This window comes from Kaistella polysaccharea, assembly GCF_020410745.1.
Classification (GTDB): Bacteria; Bacteroidota; Bacteroidia; order Flavobacteriales; family Weeksellaceae; genus Kaistella; species Kaistella polysaccharea.
Genome location: NZ_CP084528.1, coordinates 691,491 through 713,779 on the forward strand (window position 1 = coordinate 691,491; position 22,289 = coordinate 713,779).

Here is a 22,289-nt window from a genome sequence, read left to right on the forward strand (position 1 = left end):
TGATAAAAGACTTTCAAATTAATTTTGGAAGTCTTTTCTATTTTGTCGAAATTCGCTACCAATCAGAAACTATCAGTAAAATAAATTAGTGACTCTCGAAACTCCAATAGAATTTTTAAAGGGAATCGGTCCAGAAAGAGCCAAGTTCATCAAAAATGTGCTGGGTTTTTCAACCGTATACGATTTCCTCACCTTCTACCCTTTGCGATACATTGATAAAAGTAAAGTTCATCTGATTGCTGATTTAAAGGGCGATTTTGAAAATGAAATTCAGCTCAAAGGTAAAGTCACCGATATCCAGGAGGTCGTTTATGGAAAAGGTCAAAAAAGGTTAACCGCTAAATTCCGAGATCAGTCGGGAACGCTGGAAATTGTTTGGTTTCGGTATTCTAAGTGGATGAAAGAGCAGATACCGCTCAATCAGGAAATCTTTATTTTTGGGAAAATTAATGAGTTTAACGGCAATTTATCAATGCCTCATCCCGAAATAGAAGTCGATGAAAAGAAAGCAATTTCCGGCAGTTTACTTCCTATTTATCCGGGAAGTGAAAAATTATCGAAGCGCGGAATTAACAATAAATTTTTTCAAACTGTTTTAGTTGAGATTCTTAAAAATCTCCCCAATTTAACGCAGGAAAATCTGCCGGAAACATTATTAAAAAAATTAAAACTCATCGGGCGACTGCAGGCATTGTATAATATTCATTTTCCAAAAGATGTATTTCACTTTAAACATGCCGAAAAACGAATCAAATTTGAAGAAGCTTTCTTTTTTCAATTAGGGTACGGTCTAAAAAAACAGCATCATAAGACCTCAGTAATCGGAAATCCTTTCCCTAAGATTGGGGATAATTTTAACCACTTCTACAATCACCAAATTCCATTTGAATTAACAAACGCACAAAAGCGCGTGCTGAAGGAAATTAGAACGGATATGAAAAAGCCCATTCAGATGAACCGACTGCTGCAAGGCGATGTAGGTTCGGGGAAAACAATGGTTGCTCTGCTGGCGATGCTTATTGCACTTGATAATGGTTTCCAGAGCTGTTTTATGGCACCCACAGAAATTTTAGCACAGCAACACTTCAATTCGCTTCAGGAACTTTTAGAAAAATCGGAAATTAAAGTCCGTTTGCTTACCGGTTCTACTAAAACTTCTGACCGTAAAATCATCCATCAGGAATTATTCAGCGGCGAGCTTTCTATTTTGGTTGGTACTCATGCGGTTTTAGAAGATATCGTACAGTTTAAAAGTCTTGGTTTGGCCATCATCGATGAACAGCATCGGTTTGGTGTAGCACAACGTGCGAAATTATGGGCAAAAAATAAAATTCCCCCGCACATATTGGTAATGACCGCCACTCCGATTCCACGCACTCTGGCTATGAGTTTTTACAGTGATTTAGATGTTTCTGTAATTGATGAATTGCCAGTCGGCCGAAAACCTATTATCACGGCTCACCGTCGTGAAAAAGATCGGCTCACCATCTTCCGGTTTGCCAAAGAAGAAATCGAAAAAGGAAGACAGATTTATTTTGTATATCCTTTGATTGAAGAATCAGAAAAATTAGATTATAAAAATTTATTGGAGAATTTTGATCATATTCTGGAGTTTTACGAAGGTTACAATGTCACCATGCTTCATGGACGAATGAAACCTGCCGAAAAAGAAATGGCTATGAAATATTTTGCTTCCGGAGATGCCCAAATTATGGTAGCTACCACGGTGATTGAAGTTGGTGTAAATGTTCCCAACGCCTCAGTGATGATCATTGAAAGTGCGGAAAGGTTTGGCCTTTCACAGCTTCATCAACTTCGCGGACGTGTCGGTCGTGGTGCAGAGCAGAGTTATTGCATTTTGGTTACTTCCGATAAACTTTCCAGCGATACGCGAACCCGGATGAAAACAATGGTAGAAACCAATGACGGTTTTAAAATATCTGAAGTTGATATGAAATTACGCGGTCCTGGTGATATTCTCGGAACACAACAAAGCGGTGTCGTAGATTTTAAAAAATTAGATTTAATTACAGATTCTACAATTATTAAAGTAGCAAAAAGTGCCGTAGAAGATTTGCTTACCGCCGATCCACATTTAGAACATTCTGCAAATTTCGAATTGCGTACCTATTATGGCAAACAGTATAAGGGAAAAAATAAATGGGGACGGATTTCCTAGGAAATTTTCGTAATAATAAATACACATCAACTCACTTTCTGTTATTTTTTTGAATACTTTTGCTTACTATGAAAAAATGTTTATTCTCCATTTTACTTCTTTTCTCAATTGCGCTATTTGGCCAGTCAAAAATTACGGTTTTAGGAACGGGCGATCGCTTGCCCCTGCTCAATGCAGAAATATCCTGTAACAATAAATTAATTGGTAAAACAGATAAAAACGGAGTTTTAAATTTCAAAACAAAATGCAACAAAGTTTCCGTAAAAGCATCAGGTTATTATGCAGATGATGTTGTTGTTGATAAGGTTATGGAAATTGCTTTGTCTAAAACCGACCCAAAAACACAGTCCATTGAAGGCGTTATAATTGCCGATAAAAGTGATCCTCGCGCGCTCAATATTCTTCAAAAAGTTAATGAAAATTATAAAGACAATTCCCCAAAAAGTCTAGATTCTTATATCTTTAAATCGTACGAAAAAATATCTTTCGACTTTGATGAAGACAGTATAAAGCAGTACAATCAATATTTAGAAAATAGATTGGATTCCTTAAAATCACTTCCGGTTACCATACAGTCTTCTGATAAAAAGAAAGATTCTCTGGAAAGTGTAAACGTCATGAAATTGATGGGTCAGAGTAAATTATTTTTATGGGAACGTGCGTCTGAATTTCTTTTTTCAAAGAAATATGGCGAAAAAGTAAATATACTCGATAATCGAATTTCAGGGCTTCAACAACCTGTTTATGAATTACTTGCCCTACGATCAAATCGTAATCGAATTCCCCGAGAAATTAGGGAGGAAAATCGATCCCTTTATCGCTTCTTTCTTACCGATAGCATAAATATCGAAGGACGTAAAAACTATGTGATCCGCTTTCGTCAGGTTGATTATAAAAAACCCATTGAAAGAAGAAAGTACAATGGCTACATTTATGTCGACGCAGAAAACTACGGTCTTAAAAAAATTGAAAGCAACAGCAAAGTTAAAAGCGAGGGGACAATTACGAGCATTTGGACGCCAATTGATAACAAATGGTTTCTCCTCAAGGAGAATTTGAAACTGAAAATGGGTGCGACCAAGTTCAAAAAGGAAAAATCAGACGATAAATCTGAGAACAATAAACCCGTTGATAAACAAAAATTTGGGAACTATGTTTACGTAATGGCAGATTATTTCGATTTTAAAGCAAATCAGGAACTCGATCAAAAGAATTTTGCAGGCTATTCATTATCTGTAAAAAATTCCGATGGTTCAACGCTCGACCAATACCGAACAGATTCTTTAACAGCAAGGGAGCGAATGACTTATACCAAAATTGACAGTGTCGGAAAGAAATATAAACTGGATCAGAAACTTAATATCGTCAGCGGTTTGCTCGATGGAAAAATAAGTCTGGGGAAAGTAGATGTTGATGCACTTCAAATCATTAAGTACAATCAATATGAAGGAGTTCGCCTGGGTGCAGGCATTAAAATGAATGAGAAATTTAATAAATACCTATCACCAGATGCTTATTTCGCTTACGGATTTAAGGATCATACCTGGAAATACGGCGCTGGACTCGATGTGAAAACAACTTTAGAAAAAACCTCTTTTTTCCGTGCAGAATATTACGATGATGTTGTGGCGGCCGGAAGATTTAATGAAGATTTATGGAACTTTAAAATGAAAATTATGAATTCCGGAATCGATTTGAATAATGATCAATTTTACGGTTATAAAGGTTTTAAATTTTCCTACGAAAATGATCTCACCAATGTATTAACCCTTAGATTATCTGCGAAGAAAGACCAGGAAGAATCAAAATTTGATTATAATTTCAAAAATCTAGGTTCCCAGTTTGAAAATTTTGCGACTAAACTTACTTTAAGATATACGCCGCGGTCGAAAAGTATGATGACACCTTCTGGAAAACTCACGTACGAACAGAATTATCCGGAATTTTATTTTAATTATGAGCAAGCTTTAAAAACGTTTGGCGGAGATTTCAACTTCAGCAGATTTGATATTCTAGCCCAACATCAGTTTAAAACGAAGACCGGACTTACCGGCGTGCGCGTTTATTCCGGATTAACTACGGGTGAAGCTCCGATTTGGCACCAGTTTGCGATCAATGGTTTGGGAAGTAGCAACAGTTCTTTAAATTTCAACTTTACTTCTTATCTTGGCTTTGCAACTATGGAAGGGGGGAAATATTACAATGATAAATTTGTCGGATATTATTTTACACACCGAATTCCCTACTACTTCCGAACGATCGGGAAAACCACTTCCAGTTTTAATTTACTTTACAAAGGAATTATCGGTGATATGAAAAATCCAGAATTTCATCAGTTTAAATTCGAAAAACTAGATCATCTTTATCAGGAAATCGGTTTCGAAACCAACCACATTTTAGGAACACCTTTCGATTTAGGTCTCTTTTACCGCGTAGGTCATTACGCTACAGATTCATTCAAAGATAATTTTGCGATCCAACTTAAATTAAGTTTATTAGGATTTTAACAATGAAAAAGATACAGATTAAAGCAAGCTCTTTTTTTGAAATTTTAAAAGCAAAAGATACGTCGATGTGGGAAATTTTCGCGCAGATGATCGATGGTCAGGAAAGAGAAATTATTTTTGTTGATGACGAGGAAAAAATTCTCTTCACTTATATTTTGCCGCAAAATGTGGAAAAACTAAATGAAGATCGGAAAAAGTTCGCGGAAGAATATGCCGAAAAACTGTCGGGATTGAATTAATTATTCAAGAAAAAATCGATTGTCTTTTTAGTTTCTCGAACATCGTGAACTCGCAATATTTTCGCACCATTTTCTAATGATTTTAGATGTAATTTCTGGGTCTCTTCCTCAATATCCAAAGCAGATTTACCTAAAGGTTTATAGATGAATGATTTTCGGGAAATCCCGACCAACAGAGGATAAGTTCCAAAAAAAACGTGGTTAAGTTCCTCAATCACCTGATGATTCTGTTTTACCTTTTTTCCAAAACCAAAACCTGGATCTAAAATAATATCTTTCACTCCCATTTTTCTTAATTGTTCTATTTTCTCAGAAAAATAATAATTAATTGCAAGAATAATATCATCGTTAATTAAATGAGAATGCATTTTGTCATAGGTCGCATTCACATGCATCAGAATATATGGAAGCCCAGTTTCCGCTGCGGTCTGAAACATTTTGTCGTCAAACATTCCACCGGAAATATCATTAATTAAATCAATTCCTTCCGCAAAACCATAATTCACAGTTTCAGAATAAAATGTATCGAGCGAAATTAAGATCTCTGGGAAAGCTTTTTTTATTTCTGAAATAATATTCCCAAGTCGAGTAATCTCTTCTGGTGCAGAAAACAAATCAGCTTTTGGCCGAGTTGATTGCGCACCAACATCAATTATATGAGCGCCCTCGTTAACCATTTTCTCTACCTGTAAAAGAGCCGATTTTTTATTATTAAATTGTCCGCCATCCGAAAACGAATCAGGCGTTAAATTTAGAATTCCCATTATTTTTGGTTCCGACAAATCTATAAGTTGACCACGGCAGTTTATCGTTCTAAAAACAGGAAATGGCGAAGGTGAAACAGGTACATTCATTAGACAAAAATACAATTTCAAGGCTTTATGGGGCAATAACTCTCAAACGAAATTCTTATCTTTGAAAAGTTTAGAAATCTTATGCAAAAAACATCCAAACAGTTTGATCAGGTTATATCCGAATGCCGAAATCTCTTCAGCCATAAACTCACTGATTACGGTGCTTCGTTTCGGGTTTTGCGACCTTCATCTTTAACGGATCAACTTTTCATCAAGGTTAAAAGTCTCCGTAATTTTCAGTCCAGTGGCATTTCGAAAGTTGGTGAAGCTGCGGAAGAAAATTTTATGGCGATTGTAAACTACTCTATCATTGGATTAATTCAGCTGGAGAAAGGAGTTGCCGATGATTTCAAGCAGGAAAATACTGAAATTCTAAACCTTTACGACCGTTTTGCGCACGAAGCAAAAGAACTGATGCTGAAGAAAAATCACGATTATGGCGAAGCGTGGCGCGAAATGCGAATCTCTTCTATTACCGATTTAATTTACCAGAAAGTTTTGCGCACAAAACAAATCGAAGATAATGCGGGAGAAACTTTAGTTTCGGAAGGAATTGATGCCAATTATTTCGACATGCTAAATTATGCAGTTTTTTGCCTGATTAAATTTTCGGAGGAAAAAGAGAGCTTTAAACCAGATTTCATTTGATATTATGATTAAAAATATACTGCGGATTATAATTGCGCTTATTTTTCTTGCGTCGGGTTTTGTGAAAGCCGTAGATGTTGTTGGCTTCTCATTTAAACTGGAAGAATATTTTTCACCAGCTGTTTTTAATATTCCGTTTTTAGAAAAACAAGCATTGATAATTGCAGTCGCAGTTGTCGCATTTGAGCTGATTTTCAGTTTCTTTTTATTGTTAAAGAGTAACTTAAAGTTCACCCTATTGGTGTTGATCGGCTTGTGTGTATTCTTTGCATTTCTTACTTTCTATTCTGCGTATTTTAATGTCGTGACCGATTGTGGTTGCTTCGGTGACGCACTCAAATTTACGCCTTGGCAAAGCTTCTGGAAAGATATTATTTTACTTATCGGTCTAAGTATCTTATATTTTCTCTATCGCGACGATTTTGACGAAATTGAGGAAAAGACAAATTTTAAAAAATATCTGTCTGCATTTGCATTTATGACTATGGTTTTTGTCATTAACTGGGGAATTACGCACGAACCTGTTATTGATTTTAGAGATTATAAAATAGGTACCGACCTCAATGTAGAAAAGCAAAAAATAGAAAAAGATCCATCTGAATTTAAAACCTTTTACTCCCTCAAAAATGATAAAACAGGGGAAGTTTTGGAAGTAAATCAAGATGATTATGTGAATAATAAGAAATATTGGGAAGAAGGTTCACCCTGGAAAATCGACGAATCAAAAACAAAATCCAAATTAACTAAGCAAGGATACGAGTCGGAAATTGGAAAATTTAAACCTGAAACTCAAGAAGGAGTTGATTTAACTGACCAAATTTTAAAAGCTCCAAAAGCCATTTTAATTTTTGCTTACAAGCCAAAAGAAGCAAACATCAATATTTTAGCACAATCTGAAGCAATATTGAGTCAGCAAAAAGATGCCTTTGTTTACGGAATTTCCACGGATCCAGGAACTTTTAAAACGATTAATAATGCCATGATGGATGGCACGGCAATAAAAACGATTGCGAGAAGCAATCCATTCATCCTCACTTTAGAAAAGGGAAAAATAGTAGATAAACGTTCTGCTGAAGATTATATTAAACAAAAAAAATAGACAAGAATGTACCAAAAAAAATCAAATAAGTCAATTGCGGGATATCATTTATTAATGATTTTATCAGCAGTTGATGGCGAATTTGCACCAGAAGAAGGAATGCTCATTCAGCAGTATCTTGCAGATGAATTCCCTTTTAAAATGGATTTGGATAATGAATTAGATACCATCGCTTTATTGAAACAGGAAGAGTGGAAAAAGCATTTTGAATTTCATGCGCAATGTTTCTTAGATGATTCTACGGAAGAGGAAAGAGTATCTTTTGCAAAATTTGCCAAAACATTAATTAAAGCTGATGATCAAGTCTCTGAGCCGGAACACGACTTTTATCAGATCATGAAAACCATCTGGAAACTTAATTAAATTTATTTTGAAATGAGAAAAAATATTGTAGCAGGAAACTGGAAAATGAACAAAAACGCAATTGAAGCCCAACAGCTGATGTTGCAGATTTTACATTACAAAAAAGAAAATCCAACCAACTGTGAAGTTTGGATCGCACCACCAGCCCTTTATCTACTGATGGCGAAAGATATATTTTCAGCTAGAGAAATTGGTGTATTTTCTCAGGACATGAGCGAATATGAAAGTGGCGCATATACTGGCGAAATCTCCGCGGAAATGTTGGAATCCATTGGAGCTACTGGCACATTGATCGGGCATTCCGAAAGACGCCAATATCATGGTGAAACAGATTCGCATTGCAACGTAAAAATAAAATTAGCTCTAGATAAAGGATTGACGCCGATTTACTGTAATGGCGAAACGTTAGAACAACGGAAATCGGGTAAACATTTTGAGGTTGTAAAAAATCAGACAGAAGTGGCACTTTTCACTTTAAGTGCTGACGAAATTAAAAAAGTTGTGATCGCTTACGAACCAGTTTGGGCTATAGGAACTGGTGAAACCGCTTCTCCGGAGCAGGCGCAGGAAATTCACGCACACATTAGAAGTCTGATCGCAGATAAATATGGAAAAGAAGTTGCTGACGAAATTTCTATATTATACGGTGGTTCCGTAAAGCCGGACAACGCAAAAGAAATTTTTTCTCAACCTGACATCGACGGCGGATTAATTGGCGGTGCAGCCTTAAAAATTGATGATTTCTCAAAAATTATTGAAGGATTTAATTCTTAATCCTCACCGAAACACCTCTTCAAAAGAGAGGGACTTTTACAAAAAATGCGTCTCAAAACTGAGACGCATTTTACTTTTAAGTATAAGTAAATTTATTTCTTTTCTACTTTTCTCTGAAGAACTTCATCAACCATTCCGTAATCTTTTGCTTCTGAAGAAGTCATCCAATAATCTCTATCCGACGCTTTCTCCACCCATTCGTAAGTTTGGCCGGAGTGTTCAGAAATAATATCGTACAATTCTTTTTTCAGTTTCAGCATTTCTCGAAGGTTAATCTCCATATCAGAAGCTACACCTTGTGCACCACCACTTGGCTGGTGAATCATCACGCGTGAATGTTTCAAAGCAGATCGTTTTCCTTTTTCACCTGCAACCAAAAGAACAGCGCCCATTGAAGCCGCAATTCCTGTACAAATAGTCGCCACATCAGGTTTAATGATTTGCATGGTGTCATAGATTCCCAATCCTGCGTACACGCTTCCACCCGGTGAATTGATATAAATTTGAATGTCTTTTGAAGCATCAGAACTTTCTAAAAAGAGCAACTGTGCGGTAACGATATTCGCAACCTGGTCATCGATTCCTGTACCCAAGAATATAATTCGATCCATCATCAAACGGGAAAAAACGTCCATTTGAGCTACGTTTAATCTTCTTTCCTCCATAATATAGGGTGTCAGATTATTCGGTCCGTACATTCCCATATATTGATCAGTAGCTAAACCACTATTTCCTAAATGCTTTACAGAGAAATCTCTGAAATCTTTTTTTATATCCATTTTAAATTTTTTACACCTATTATTTTACAATTTTTGTTCCTTAAAAAAACTATGCCCTTTTGTCAGTTGGCGGTTTAATTTCTTGTTAATTTCATTCAGCAAAGACTTTAAGATCATAATCTTTTTTAGTTTTTCCAGATAATCATTTTCATCTTCTTCGGCAGAAGAATCCAGTTTCTTCACGACGTCATAAATTAATTTTTCAATAAAATGACTTTTGTGAATTAAGATGTCATCTTCAATCTCAGCTTCCAGTTTCTCCCCAGGTTTTGGTGGAAAAATATTGCTTTTCTCCCAGTTGCTTAATTCATCATCTTCTAAAATGGCTTCCGAAACTTTTAAGACAAGACTTTCATCCATTAAAGTTAAGAAAAAATCGCTCGTGATAATTTCATTATTCTGAAGTCCTTGTTTTAATTCCGAAATAATTTTAGCGTTAATAGGTGACTGAATTTCGTAATCATCTTCCTCAAAGTGGCTGATAATTTCTTCGATAACGGTAATTTTAAAAGGCTGATTTTCCGAATCACTTTTTTCCAGCACCCGATCGCCGAAATTCAACATATGTTTTACAAGCTTTTCTTCCAGTTCCAATAACGGATTTACAGAAATTAAAGTTGCCGGAACGATTTCCAATTTTGGCTTAACCTGTGGCTCTGCTCTCTGTTGTGGAGAAAATTGCTGTCTTTGAATCTGTTTTTGAACGTTCAGTTCATTAAAAAGTGACTGTTCCGAAAGTCCGAATTTGGTGGCAACTTCTTTCAGATAGATCTCTTGTTTTAAAGCGTTTTTTACAAATGCGACAGATTTTACGATATCACGAATCGCTTCTGCTTTTTTAATGGGATCATCTGCAGCTTCCTTCAATAAAATTTCAGCTTTAAAATCTATAAAATCTTTTGCTTCTTTTGCAATAAAATTTTCCACATATTCCTGCGGATGTTTTCGGGAAAAAGAATCAGGATCGTCGCCATCTGGAAAAAGTAAAATACGAATATTCATTTCTTCAGCGAGCAAAAGATCAATACTTCGGAAACTTGCTTTAATTCCGGCTGGATCACCATCAAAAAGGATGGTAACATTTTCGGTCAAGCGTTTAATTAACTTAATTTGATCGACAGTAAGCGCTGTTCCAGAGCTGGCTACAACATTTTCAATTCCACTTTGGTGAAGAGCGACGACATCCATATAACCTTCAACCAAAAGGCAAAGATTATTTCTAGAGATCGCCTGTTTTCCTTGGCTTAAACCATAAAGAACACTCGATTTATGGTAAATTTCTGTTTCTGGCGAATTTAAATATTTCGCAGTTTTTATATTATTTTTAAGGATTCTTGCGCCAAAACCTAAAACCCGTCCAGAAAAACTGTGGATCGGAAATACAACACGCTCCCGAAATCTATCGATTCCATTCGGCGCATTTTCGGGGAAAATAGAAAGTCCTGATTTCTCTAAAATCTCTTTAGAATAGCCTTTATTTAAAGCAAATTCAGTGAAAGCATTTCTTTGTTCCGGCGAATAACCGAGGTGGAATTTTTTAATAATATCATCCCGAAGTTCCCGCTCTTTAAAGTAAGAATACCCAATATTGCGACCTTCTTCAGTTTCAAAAAGTTGGTCCTGAAAAAAATCGTTCGCAATTTCATGAATTTTATAAAGCAGCTCTTTATCGGTTTGTGCCTGCTTTTGTTCCTCGGTCAGTTCGCGCTTTTCTTCTTCTATTTCAATTCCGTACTTTTTTGCCGCATGCCGTAAGGCTTCTGGATAGGTGAAATTTTCAATTTCCATTAAAAAAGAAATTGCGGTACCGCCTTTGCCCGAAGAAAAATCTTTCCAAATTTGCTTGCTGGGAGAAACAACGAAACTCGGCGATTTCTCCTCATGAAAAGGGCTTAAACCTTTAAAATTAGAGCCGGCACGTTTAAGTTGCACATATTCGCCGATGATTTCTTCAACCCGAACGGCAGAAAATATTTTATCGATAGTTTGCTTAGAAATCATTTGGTAAAAATAGGGAATAAGTTTTTCTTTTCCTTATTAATTTGGGCGCATCCTAAAAGGAAAAGCCAAGTAAATTGTAGAAAGAATCAAGAAATTAATACTGGATTTTAGAGTACCACTTATAAATATCTGAATCTCAATTCCAAAATTATCTCTACATAAAACTTTTCGGCGCTCGCTTCGCTCGCGCCTCCAAAAAAATTCAATAAATTTGACGAACATTTCCCTTGATTATGAAAAAACTTCTACTCGCTTCAATCGTCACTTTTTCACTGATGATGTCGGCACAAAAAAAATATGTACTCGTCATACACGGCGGTGCTGGAACAATCCTTAAATCAAACATGACGACCGAAAAGGAAAACGCTTATAAAGCAAAACTTACGGAAGCCTTAAAAGCCGGATATACGGAAATTCAAAAAGGAAATTCTTCGGTAGACGCCGTTGCTGCTTCCATTATGATCATGGAAGATTCGCCCTTATTCAATGCGGGGAAAGGCGCCGTTTTTACCGCAGAGGGTACAAACGAACTCGACGCTTCCATCATGTATGGAAAAGATAAATCTGCCGGCGCCATTGCGGGAGTTCATACTATTAAAAATCCGATTAAAACTGCCATTGCCGTGATGCAAAAATCAGAACATGTAATGTTATCGGGTGTTGGCGCAGAACAATTTGCAAAAGACCAAAATTTAGAAATTGTAGATCCAAAATATTTCTGGACCAAAGACCGTTGGGACGGTTTGCAAATACTAAAACAAAAAGAACAATCAAATACAACAAAAAAAGTCTCTCAAAATATATTACCCGAATCGTACGAAATCGATCAGAAATTTGGGACGGTTGGCGCAGTTGCTTTAGATAAAAGTGGAAATATTGCCGCTGGAACTTCCACAGGTGGAATGACCAACAAAAAATACGGCAGAATTGGCGACGCACCAATCATCGGCGCAGGAACGTATGCCAATTCCCAAGTCGGAATTTCCGCCACAGGTTGGGGCGAATATTTCATCCGAGCCACAGCTGCCAGAACGATTGCTGCAAAAATGGAATATCAGAATAAAGATATCAAAACGGCTTCTCAAGAAACCATTGACGAAATCGAAAAAATGGGCGGCGACGGTGGCTTAATCGCATTAGATAAAAATGGAAACATGGCGATGCCCTTTAATACAGCAGGAATGTACCGCGGTTCGATTACTGAAGACGGCGAAATTGCAATTGAAATTTATAAATAAACATGCAGTTTAAAATCGATAGAGTTGAAGACTGGCAAAAAGTTATTGATGCGATCTTGCCAGAACTGAAGTACAATATTCTTTTATTAAAGGGAAATTTGGGAGCGGGCAAAACAACTTTCACTCAATTTTTTCTAAAAAATTTGGGCAGTACAGATGAAGTATCCTCTCCTACTTACGCCATTGTAAATGAATATGATTCGCCCAAAGGAAATGTTTTCCATTTCGATCTTTACCGGCTTAAAAACGCAACCGAAGTTGAAGATATTGGAATTGACGAATATCTGTACAATGCCTATTTATGTATTATTGAATGGCCTGAAGTTTATGAAGAAGAACTCAGGGAAATTCCACATCACGAAATGAGCATAGAAACTGAGGGAAACTTCCGCGTCATCAACTTCCACTAAAATATCCTGAATTAATAGTCAAATCATTGTATCTTTGCGTCTTAATTTCTAGGAATTAGCAGTCGTTTTAATAAATTGTACACTATGAGTAACACCCATGTTTTCACTCCTTTTACCGAGCAGGATTTATTACCACAGGAAGAGAAGCTCGAAATTGTAAAGAAAGGAAAACAATTCAGCATAGGAATTCCAAAGGAAACCTGTCTTAACGAACGTAGAACGTGCATTACACCGGATGCGGTTCAGGTTTTGGTTTCAAACGGACATCAAATTATTGTGGAAGCAGGCGCTGGTGAAGGTTCTTTTTTTACCGACTTACAATACTCAAATTCGGGCGCAAAAATCACCACAAATCCGCAGGAAACTTTTGAACAGGATTTAGTTTTAAAAATTAATCCGCCAACGGTTGAGGAAATAGAAATGTTGAAGCCCAATACTTATCTGGTTTCGGCTTTGCAGATTAACCTGCGTGATAAAGAATATTTCAAAAAACTTGCAGAGAAAAAAATTAATGCCATCGCTTTTGAATTCATTGCTGATGAATACAAACAATTGTCCTTAGTTCGATTGATTGGTGAAATTGCCGGAAGCATTTCTATACTTTACGCCGCGGAATTGTTGGCACTTTCAAATGGATTAATGTTGGGTGGAATCACCGGTGTTCGTCCGACCGAAGTGGTAATTATGGGTGCCGGGATTGTAGGTGAATTTGCAACCAAAGCCGCTTTAGGTTTAGGCGCAAGTGTGAAAGTTTTTGACAATTCTCTGTCGAAACTTCGCCGTTTACATATGATGGTTGACGGTCGCGTTCCAACCTCAATTATCGATCCTAAAGAACTGACAAAGAGTTTAAAAAGAGCAGATGTTGTGATCGGTGCACTTTCAAAAATGAGCCACGTTCCCATCATCACAGAGGAAATGATTGTCGGCATGAAAAAAGGCAGTGTTATTATTGATGTAACGATTGATAATGGTAAGATGATTGAGACCTCGGAGTTGACTAATATGGATGATCCTTACATCATCAAACACGGAGTTATTCATTGTGGCCTGCCGAATCTGACTTCAAAAATGCCCCGTACAACGACCAAAGCAATCTCCAACTTTTTCCTCTCTTATCTTCTAAATTACGATGAGGAGGGCGGTTTTGAAAACATGCTGGTGCGCAAAAATGAAATGAAACAGTCGTTGTACATGTACAAAGGCCGTCACACCAAAAAAATGATTTGCGACCGTTTCGATCTTACTTATCACGATATCAATCTTTTAATTTTCTAAATGAGAAAAGCCAAATTCTTCTTACTGGGACTTATTCCCGGTCTTGTTATCGTATTTTTTATTTTGAACAAAAAAGGCGCAAGTTGCAGCGGTTATCTTCCGAATTCACGCGTGATTGCAGAATCTTTATCAAAAGAATTTACCTATTCTGCTCGATTTAAAACTGAAATGGACCTTTGGAAAGTTGATGAGAAATTTTTGAAAGACAGTATTCTAACCAAAGGAAATATTGATTTCGACCGAAGCGATGCGCAGAAAAAGCCTTGCCCAAGCTATATTTTAAACTATCCGAAAAAAAATCCACGATATGAGATTGGATTTGAAAAATGCGAGGAAACCTCTTATTTTCAAAGTTTAAAAAAATTACGATAATTTTTAATTCACAATAAAAAGTTATGAAACTAACGATTATCGGTGTTGGTTTAATTGGTGGTTCGATCGCCTTTAAATTACGTGAAAAGCATTTTGCAGATTACGTTTATGGCGTTGACCAAAACAAAATTCACTTGCAGGAAGCAAAAGAACTCGGAATCATTGATGAAAGTCTTTCGCTAGAAGAAGCAGTAAAAAATTCCGATTTAATTATAGTTGCGATTCCAGTTGATTCTTCAAAAGATATATTGCCGAGTATTTTAGATTTGGTCAACGAAAATCAAACGGTAATGGATGTCGGCTCTACGAAGGCTGGAATTGTTCAGGCAGTTGAAAATCATAAAAACAGAAGTCGTTTTGTAGCTTTTCACCCGATGTGGGGAACAGAAAACTCTGGGCCTAAATCGGCGATTTCAGACAGTTTCACAGGAAGAGCGGGAGTCATTTGCGACAAAGAAGATTCTGCACCTGATGCTTTGAAAATGGTCGAGCAAGTTGCAGAAAATCTGGAAATGAATCTACTCTATATGGATTCAGAAGGGCACGATATTCATACGGCTTATATCTCTCATATTTCACATATCACTTCTTACGCCTTGGCAAACACAGTTTTGGAAAAAGAACGCGAAGAAGATACTATTTTTCAATTGGCGAGTTCGGGTTTTTCGAGTACGGTTCGTTTGGCAAAATCTCATCCCGAAATGTGGGTTCCTATTTTCCGTCAGAACAAAGAAAATGTGTTGGATGTTTTGAATGAACATATTACACAGCTTCGGAAGTTTAAATCGGCTTTGGAAAAAGATAATTATGAGTATTTGGAAGAGTTGATTCGGAATGCGAATAAGATTAGGGGAATACTGCGGTAAAGTTTGGAGTTTGGAGTATGGTGTTTGGAGTATGGAGTATGGAGTATGGAGTATGAAGTATGAAGTGAGAAGTTGGAAGTATGAAGTTTGGAGTATGGAGTTGATTAATTTTTAATCTGTTTTTTAATGATAATGTACTCTTTAGCCTTATAAAGAAAAGATGATTTTGATTCTAGCCCCGATCGCAGTGGAAATCCCGGAATGAGGCGCGAGCGAAGCGAGCGCCTAATGAAGGATTGGAACGAAGAGCGGGACTGATCGCCGGGAAAGCGAAAATCTTGTTGCTCCTAAAAATTAAAGAAAAACTTTTAACATTCAGCCACGTTAACCGCGATTGCAAGACCACCTTCTGAGGTTTCCTTGAAGCGATCGCTCATACTTTGTGCTGTTTCCCACATTGATTGAATGACTTCGTCTAAAGTTACGCGCGCTTTCGCAGGATCGGACTCCAAAGCGATATTGGCCGCAGTAATGGCTTTCATAGCGCCCATAGAATTGCGTTCAATACACGGAATCTGGACCAAACCGGCAATCGGATCGCAGGTAAGGCCAAGATGATGTTCCATCGCGATTTCTGCAGCCATGAGAACCTGACCATAAGTTCCACCCATAATTTCGGTAAGTCCAGCCGCAGCCATTGCTGACGAGACGCCGATTTCAGCTTGACAACCACCCATCGCGGCGGAAATTGTTGCATTCTTTTTGAAAAGTGTTCCGATCTCTCCAGCGACCAAAAGAAAACGGATGATATTATCCTCACTTTTAAAATCGGTAAAAACCTGGGAATACATTAAAACGGCGGGAATAACGCCACTTGCACCATTTGTTGGTGCCGTAATGATGCGTCCAAAGCTGGCATTTTCCTCATTTACAGCGAGTGCAAAACAGGAAACCCACTTGTTGATGTTGGTAAAACTTACGTCGGCGTCGACGAGTAATTGATACCATTCGCTACTATTACGGTAAATTTTATCACCCAGTAATTTACTGTTTAAGTTGGCTGCGCGGCGCGTCACGTTTAATCCGCCCGGCAGAACACCTTCTTTATTTACCCCTTTATAAATGCAGTGTTTGATCTGATCCCAAATATACAGTGCTTCTTTCTCGGTTTCTTCTTTTGAACGCCAGGATTCTTCGTTTAAAAAAACAAGATCAGAGATTTTATCCAATCCCAGTTTGGCCATATTTTTCTCAATGTCTTTCCCGTTATGGCAAGGATATAAAGTTCTAGTACAATGTCGATCGTAGGAACTCGCTTCTTTGGTCGCGATAAAACCGCCGCCTACAGAATAGTAATCCTGAATGAGTTCTTCACCATTCTCAAAAATGGCCTTGAAGATCATTCCGTTTGGGTGAAAATCCAGGGATTGTTGTTTATTTAAAATGAGATGGTGACCGTAAATGAAAGGAATTTCTTTTTCACCAGCGAGTTTTAAAGTATTGGAGGATTTTATGGCTGCTACTTTTTCATCAATTTTCGAAGTGTCAATTAATTTAAAGTTTTCTCCTGATAAACCCAGCATTCCGGCGATATCGGTGCCGTGACCAATTCCTGTTTTGGCCAAAGATCCAAAGAATTCAACAAAAACTTCTTTAACTTCATGAAGTTGGTGATCGGTTTTTATTCTTTTTAAAAAACTTTCAGCGGCATTCCAAGGGCCCATTGTATGAGAACTGGAAGGTCCTATACCTACTTTAATAATTTCAAAAACACTGATTGATTCCATTATGATGCTTGAGAAGGTTCAACTCCAAAATTTAAAGAGCAAATATAATCCTAATTTAATGTAAACTAAACTTTAAGCCGTGGAAAAAATCTTTATATAAAGCGTTTTGATTTGGATGAAATACATTAAAAATAGCATTTGAGTCTACTTTGAAGTAGAAAGCATTATTCCTGAGTTTTTGTACCACTTTCATTTTGGAAGATCTCTCCCAAAATTTTTGAAACCTGCTTATGCTTCGTAGCGGGAAAAAGATGTGTTCCGTTTTCTATCACATAATCGGGTTTGGAATATTTCACCGGGAAGACGATATCTTTACTGCCTAAAACTTGAATTACCTTAGGATTTTCTTCGAACTTCCAATCAGAAACTTTTTGAATTCCCCATTTCAGATAGTACGGATCTGTCACTTGTAAATAATCCATCAATTTTGGATTTTTAGGATCGACCAGTTTTCGGGCAAATGAATAAACGGTTGCAGAGTGAATATTGAACAATCGCTGCGGCAAAAAGCGCGGAATTCTCGACAGCTCCCCGAATTTAATAAAACGTGATTTTTCTTTATCCGATTTTATACTTCCGAGGATTACGACTTTCTCTGCCGGTTTAATTTTGTCGATTTCCTGTACAACTATGCCTCCGAAGGAATATCCTAAGAGTGCAAATGGTTCCTTTTCATCGATTTTTTCAGCCATTCGTTCAACGTAGTGATGAAAGTCTTCGTGATTGGTTGGGATCAACCAGTCGAGAAAAACAACTTCCATATTGGGTGGAAATTTAATTTTTTCTAAGACTTTAAAAGCGGCACCAAGGCCACTGATGACGTAAAGTTTCATCCTTCAAAATTAAAAAAAAGAGCAGACAAATCTGCTCTTTTCTAAATGATATTATCAATGGATCTTTATTTCGCAGTTACATTGATCAGCATATCGATTTCATCTTTTATGATAATGTCTTTCGCCGTAGACGCATACGCAATTCCGAATTTCTGACGATCGAAACTAAATTTGTCTGACAAAATACTCAACACTCCTTTGTTTAAAGAAATTTTCGCAGGAAAAGCGACAGGATTACTAATCCCTTTTGCAATCAGATTTCCATAAACCATGTAGGGAAATGTCTTATCTGCATTCTTTTTCACAGAAGTGATTTTATAAGTCGCCGTCGGGAATTTTTCAGTTTCGAAAAAATCGCCTGTTTTTAGGTGATTATTTAGTTTTGTCTGATATTCACCAGTAAGATCTGTGGAAGTGATGCTTGTCATATCCAGAACGAATGTTCCACCGACAATTTGATTATTTTTCATTGTAACATCTCCAGATTTTACATTTACAAGACCGTTATGAGAAGACGCTTCCGTCTTCGCAATTTTGTAACCCCACCACTGTACATTGGAATCAGTTACTTTCTTTGATTGTCCGAAAGCTAAACCGCTTGCTAAAAGACTTAAAATTACTAATTTTTTCATATTATATATTATTAAATTTCTGGTGCAAACATAACCAATAAGAAGGTAAGATCGAATTGATGTAGGATAAGAAAGTAAAAAAGAAAAGCGTAATCACAAAAAAACTTCGCTCGTAAGCGAAGTTCCTTTAATATCATCAAACAATATTTTAATCCTGATAAAATGCTGCGTATAATGCCGCACCATTTAAAATTGTTTTCTCATCTTTTACAAGGTAGATTGGAATATCGGCTAAAATATTTTCCATCTTATCACTGATGATAAAGTTTTTATAAAACTTTTTGTTGGTTAAAAACTGCTCGAGCATGACGGGAATGTGACCTGTTAAATAAAGTCCACCCGTCGCTTTCATTTTTAAAACCAAACTGTTGGCTTCACGAGCCATGTACATTAAAAAAGTATCAATGGTCATTTTACAGATTCGGTCTTTATTTTCTATTGCACCACGAATAACGGCTTCCGTAAAATTATCGGCTTCAATTTCTTTCGTAAGCCAATCCGGTTGCTTTTGTTGCTTCACGTCTCGCAAAAAGCGGTAAATATTAAATAATCCTCCGGTGGAGAGTACCGATTCCCAACTTACAATTCCGTAAATTTTTTGTAGGAAGGAATAAAATTCAACTTCGTCATTGGTTCTGGGCGAAAATTCACAGTGACCACCTTCTGTCGCGAAAGGGCGCAAACCTTGTCCGTCCCAGAAAAGTGCAGCCTCGCCAAGTCCTTCACCAGGCGCTAATAGAACGACGTTCCCGGGCGTGAACGTAACCCCATCGTGAATTTTCACAAAATCACTTTCTTCTACATTTTGTAATCCATATGCAGAAGCTTCTAGGTCATTCACTAAATATACTTTATCAACCTTCGTTTTTTGTTTTATTTTTTCTTCATCTAAAATCCATTTTAGTCTTTGTGGCTGACTTTTCCCTGCGATAACAGGTCCGGGAACTGCCACAGAAATCATATCGATATTTTCCAAAGCGTGGTCTGCAATAAATTGATTTGCAATTTCTGAAAAGGAATTGAAATCTTTTGTCGCATAAGATTTCTCTGCAAGCAAATTTACTTTTTGATTTTCCGATTTGTAATGACCGAGAATAGTTACCTTTTCCCGAAGATCGGCAGCGATCAAAGAAACATTGTTATTGCTGTCAGATTGTAGGCCAGGTAAGAAAAGATTGATTTTATTTTTAGGTTCCATTGTAGAGTGTTTAACCCAAAGATAATAATTGTTTTCAAAAAATAGCAGATAAATAAAAAAAACCTCCTCTTAAGAAAGAGAAGGTTTTAGAATTTAAGCTGTGAAAAATTAATTTCCTAAAGGAATATTGTATCCTAAACCAACACCAACTGCGCCGGCATTGTATTTTTGGCTTCCTATTTCACCTTTGTTTCCTGTAAACGTTTTTTGGTACTGTAAAGCTACGTTCCAGTCGCGGTTGTGATATCCTATTTCTGGTTTGATATAAAAACCACCATCTGGACGAGCAGTCGCATTATTAGACGCAACCATATCATCACCTACGATAAATCCGTAACCCAAATCAGTTCCTAAGTAAAAACCAGTTTGTTTTGGATAAACTCTAATTAGAGCAGCTACTGGAACTACGCCAAAATCGTTATTGTTTAAACCATTGTTATCTTTTCCGAAAAAATGACTGTAACCAGTGGCGATTCCTAATCCAAAACCTGGAGTCACTAAATTTTGGTAAGCCAGGTCTAAACCTAAGTTTCCACCTGCGTTTTCAGCGGGAACAGCTAAACCACCATTTACACCGATTTTGATCATATTGTTCATGTTTGCACTCTGTGCACTCATTAATCCTGCAGTAACTACACCTAAAGCAAGGATTGATTTTTTAATTGAATTCATATTGTTAAATTTTAAGTTTTACTCGAACTTCTTTGTCAAAATCGTGCCAAAGCAATGAGCTATGTAGATGATAAATAACAGATAATATTTCAATACATTGATAATCAAATATTTAAATGCGACAAAAAATTAAACAAACATTTAAATTTCTTACTTATACCCTATTTCTAAACGTTCATTTTGGCAGATGTCATAAAAAAAACCGACAATTGTCGGTTTTAAATTCTATTATTTATTCTCCAGATTTCGGCTCATGTCCTGATAACCGCCGCCATTGTAAACATCCGAAAGTCCCTGCGATTTGAAATACTCTACGGCTTTCCCACTTCTGTTCCCACTTCTGCAAAAGAAGATTTTTGGACCTTCGAGATTTTCTATCTCTTCTTTACGGCTTTCAATTTCTCCTAAAGGAATATTTACGGCTTCTTCAATTTCACCATCCATTTCCAGTTCCATAGGTTCACGAACGTCGATTAGATGGTAATTTCCTGCTTTTAAAATTTCTTCTATTGACATATTGTTAAATTTGGTGTTATAATTAATGAATAGCAAATTTATAAAATAATGTTAGTTTTGCAAGACAACACATGTCACATACTGCCGAAAAATATGCAAACTTAATAAAAGCCAAAGCTGAAAAATTTGGATTTCAGAACTGTGGCATTTCCCCTGCAGGTTTTCTGGAAGAAGATGCTCAACCTTTTGAAAGTTGGTTAAAGAATAATTTCCAGGGTGAAATGGCTTACATGGAAAATTATTTTGATAAAAGACTGGATCCGCGATTACTGGTGGAAGGTTCAAAGTCAGTTATTTCTCTTTCTTACAATTACTATCCAGAAAAGGATTTGGCGGAATTAGGCGAATTGAAAATTTCCAAATATGCTTATGGCCAAGATTACCATGAAATTATCAAAGAGATCCTGCGGGAAATGGTTCAGGAACTTCAGGACGAAATTGGTGATTTTCAATTTCGGATATTTACAGATTCTGCGCCGATTTTAGAACGTAGCTGGGCCAGAAAATCCGGAATAGGATGGGTCGGTAAAAATGCAAACCTTATTACCAAACAAACTGGATCGTTTTATTTTTTGGCAGAAATCATCTGTGATCTCGATCTTACTTCAGATGAACCTACAAGCGATCATTGCGGAAGCTGTAGAAAATGCATTGAAGCTTGTCCCACAGACGCCATTGTATCGGACCGTATCATTGATGGCAGTAAATGTATTTCCTACGCCACCATCGAATTGAAGAATGAAATCCCGGAAAGTTTCAAAGGAAAAATGGAAGACTGGATGTTTGGGTGTGATATCTGCCAAGATGTTTGCCCCTGGAACCGATTTTCAAAACCTCATCATCAAAACTTATTTAAGCCAAATCCTCTTTTAGAGAACTTTCAAAAATCAGATTGGCAAGAATTATCACAGGATTTATTTTCAGAACTGTTTCGGAAATCCCCGGTTAAACGTACAAAATTTGCTGGTTTGAAAAGAAATATTAATTTTATTAGAGATCAAACAGATACAATTCAAAATAAAGAACAGTAAAATTTTCTGTGCTCAACAAGATTTCATCTTTTGACATCTAAAAAATCCACATTCTTACACACAAAATTGCATC

General features: G+C 36.8%; 22 protein-coding genes. 13 read left to right on the forward strand and 9 right to left on the reverse strand.

What is annotated here, in order from left to right:
* Positions 1-88: 88 nt before the first annotated feature.
* The 3 genes from recG to LC814_RS03050 all read left to right on the forward strand — a co-directional run bounded on the left by recG (position 89) and on the right by LC814_RS03050 (position 4,925).
* Positions 89-2,179: an ATP-dependent DNA helicase RecG gene (gene recG, locus LC814_RS03040; RefSeq protein ID WP_226064884.1), complete on the forward strand. Its 2,091-nt coding sequence runs from the start codon at positions 89-91 to the stop codon at positions 2,177-2,179.
* 68 nt (positions 2,180-2,247) lie between these two features.
* Positions 2,248-4,686, forward strand: coding sequence for a DUF5686 family protein (locus LC814_RS03045; protein WP_226064885.1), 2,439 nt, complete (start codon positions 2,248-2,250; stop codon positions 4,684-4,686).
* A gap of 2 nt (positions 4,687-4,688) precedes the next feature.
* Positions 4,689-4,925 (forward strand): hypothetical protein, encoded by a 237-nt coding sequence (locus tag LC814_RS03050; RefSeq protein WP_226064886.1) that lies wholly within the window; start codon positions 4,689-4,691, stop codon positions 4,923-4,925.
* Here the strand turns inward: LC814_RS03050 and folP are convergent.
* Positions 4,922-5,779, reverse strand: a complete 858-nt coding sequence (folP, locus tag LC814_RS03055) for a dihydropteroate synthase (protein WP_226064887.1) — start codon at positions 5,777-5,779, stop codon at positions 4,922-4,924. The genes LC814_RS03050 and folP overlap by 4 nt on opposite strands.
* Positions 5,780-5,860: 81 nt before the next feature.
* Between folP and LC814_RS03060 the strand changes: the two genes are divergently transcribed.
* From LC814_RS03060 to tpiA, 4 genes are read left to right on the forward strand one after another with little or no spacing between them, the layout of a single operon-like run.
* Positions 5,861-6,427, forward strand: a complete 567-nt coding sequence (locus LC814_RS03060; RefSeq protein WP_226064888.1) for a DUF1599 domain-containing protein — start codon at positions 5,861-5,863, stop codon at positions 6,425-6,427.
* A 4-nt stretch (positions 6,428-6,431) separates the two neighbouring features.
* Complete coding sequence (locus LC814_RS03065) at positions 6,432-7,526, forward strand: BT_3928 family protein (RefSeq protein ID WP_226064889.1); 1,095 nt, start codon at positions 6,432-6,434, stop codon at positions 7,524-7,526.
* A 6-nt stretch (positions 7,527-7,532) separates the two neighbouring features.
* Entirely contained in the window at positions 7,533-7,889 is a 357-nt protein-coding gene (locus LC814_RS03070) for a tellurite resistance TerB family protein (protein ID WP_226064890.1), read from the forward strand.
* Between the two features lie 12 nt (positions 7,890-7,901).
* Complete coding sequence (tpiA, locus tag LC814_RS03075; RefSeq protein WP_226064891.1) at positions 7,902-8,663, forward strand: triose-phosphate isomerase; 762 nt, start codon at positions 7,902-7,904, stop codon at positions 8,661-8,663.
* Positions 8,664-8,755: 92 nt separating this feature from the next.
* On the opposite strand, the gene clpP is transcribed toward tpiA, so the two are convergent.
* Both clpP and dnaG read right to left on the reverse strand, forming a co-directional pair.
* On the reverse strand, positions 8,756-9,442 hold the full coding sequence (gene clpP, locus LC814_RS03080) for an ATP-dependent Clp endopeptidase proteolytic subunit ClpP (protein ID WP_226064892.1): 687 nt from the start codon (positions 9,440-9,442) through the stop codon (positions 8,756-8,758).
* Between the two features lie 24 nt (positions 9,443-9,466).
* Positions 9,467-11,443, reverse strand: coding sequence for a DNA primase (dnaG, locus tag LC814_RS03085; protein ID WP_226064893.1), 1,977 nt, complete (start codon positions 11,441-11,443; stop codon positions 9,467-9,469).
* Positions 11,444-11,676: 233 nt separating this feature from the next.
* Between dnaG and LC814_RS03090 the strand changes: the two genes are divergently transcribed.
* From LC814_RS03090 to LC814_RS03110, 5 genes are all read left to right on the forward strand, one after another.
* On the forward strand, positions 11,677-12,681 hold the full coding sequence (locus LC814_RS03090) for an isoaspartyl peptidase/L-asparaginase family protein (protein WP_226064894.1): 1,005 nt from the start codon (positions 11,677-11,679) through the stop codon (positions 12,679-12,681).
* Positions 12,682-12,683: 2 nt separating this feature from the next.
* Positions 12,684-13,091: a tRNA (adenosine(37)-N6)-threonylcarbamoyltransferase complex ATPase subunit type 1 TsaE gene (gene tsaE / locus LC814_RS03095; RefSeq protein WP_226064895.1), complete on the forward strand. Its 408-nt coding sequence runs from the start codon at positions 12,684-12,686 to the stop codon at positions 13,089-13,091.
* A gap of 84 nt (positions 13,092-13,175) precedes the next feature.
* Positions 13,176-14,369: an alanine dehydrogenase gene (locus tag LC814_RS03100; RefSeq protein WP_226064896.1), complete on the forward strand. Its 1,194-nt coding sequence runs from the start codon at positions 13,176-13,178 to the stop codon at positions 14,367-14,369.
* On the forward strand, positions 14,370-14,741 hold the full coding sequence (locus LC814_RS03105) for a hypothetical protein (protein WP_226064897.1): 372 nt from the start codon (positions 14,370-14,372) through the stop codon (positions 14,739-14,741). It begins immediately after the preceding gene.
* 23 nt (positions 14,742-14,764) lie between these two features.
* The gene (locus tag LC814_RS03110) at positions 14,765-15,607 is read left to right on the forward strand and encodes a prephenate dehydrogenase (RefSeq protein ID WP_226064898.1); all 843 of its coding nucleotides are present in this window, start codon (positions 14,765-14,767) and stop codon (positions 15,605-15,607) included.
* A 308-nt stretch (positions 15,608-15,915) separates the two neighbouring features.
* Here the strand turns inward: LC814_RS03110 and LC814_RS03115 are convergent, their stop codons facing one another.
* The 6 genes from LC814_RS03115 to LC814_RS03140 all read right to left on the reverse strand — a co-directional run bounded on the left by LC814_RS03115 (position 15,916) and on the right by LC814_RS03140 (position 21,185).
* Positions 15,916-17,334 (reverse strand): L-serine ammonia-lyase, encoded by a 1,419-nt coding sequence (locus LC814_RS03115; RefSeq protein ID WP_226064899.1) that lies wholly within the window; start codon positions 17,332-17,334, stop codon positions 15,916-15,918.
* A 164-nt stretch (positions 17,335-17,498) separates the two neighbouring features.
* Entirely contained in the window at positions 17,499-18,167 is a 669-nt protein-coding gene (locus LC814_RS03120; RefSeq protein WP_226064900.1) for an alpha/beta hydrolase, read from the reverse strand.
* Between the two features lie 65 nt (positions 18,168-18,232).
* Complete coding sequence (locus LC814_RS03125; protein WP_226064901.1) at positions 18,233-18,799, reverse strand: YceI family protein; 567 nt, start codon at positions 18,797-18,799, stop codon at positions 18,233-18,235.
* A gap of 148 nt (positions 18,800-18,947) precedes the next feature.
* Positions 18,948-19,997 carry a glucokinase gene (locus LC814_RS03130; protein WP_226064902.1) on the reverse strand — a complete coding sequence of 350 codons (1,050 nt, stop codon included), beginning with the start codon at positions 19,995-19,997 and terminating at the stop codon, positions 18,948-18,950.
* A 108-nt stretch (positions 19,998-20,105) separates the two neighbouring features.
* Positions 20,106-20,669: a hypothetical protein gene (locus tag LC814_RS03135; protein WP_226064903.1), complete on the reverse strand. Its 564-nt coding sequence runs from the start codon at positions 20,667-20,669 to the stop codon at positions 20,106-20,108.
* A 228-nt stretch (positions 20,670-20,897) separates the two neighbouring features.
* Complete coding sequence (locus tag LC814_RS03140) at positions 20,898-21,185, reverse strand: rhodanese-like domain-containing protein (protein WP_226064904.1); 288 nt, start codon at positions 21,183-21,185, stop codon at positions 20,898-20,900.
* 71 nt (positions 21,186-21,256) lie between these two features.
* On the opposite strand from LC814_RS03140, the gene queG reads away from it, so the two are divergent.
* Positions 21,257-22,216 carry a tRNA epoxyqueuosine(34) reductase QueG gene (gene queG / locus LC814_RS03145; protein WP_226064905.1) on the forward strand — a complete coding sequence of 320 codons (960 nt, stop codon included), beginning with the start codon at positions 21,257-21,259 and terminating at the stop codon, positions 22,214-22,216.
* The last annotated feature ends 73 nt before the right edge of the window (positions 22,217-22,289 follow it).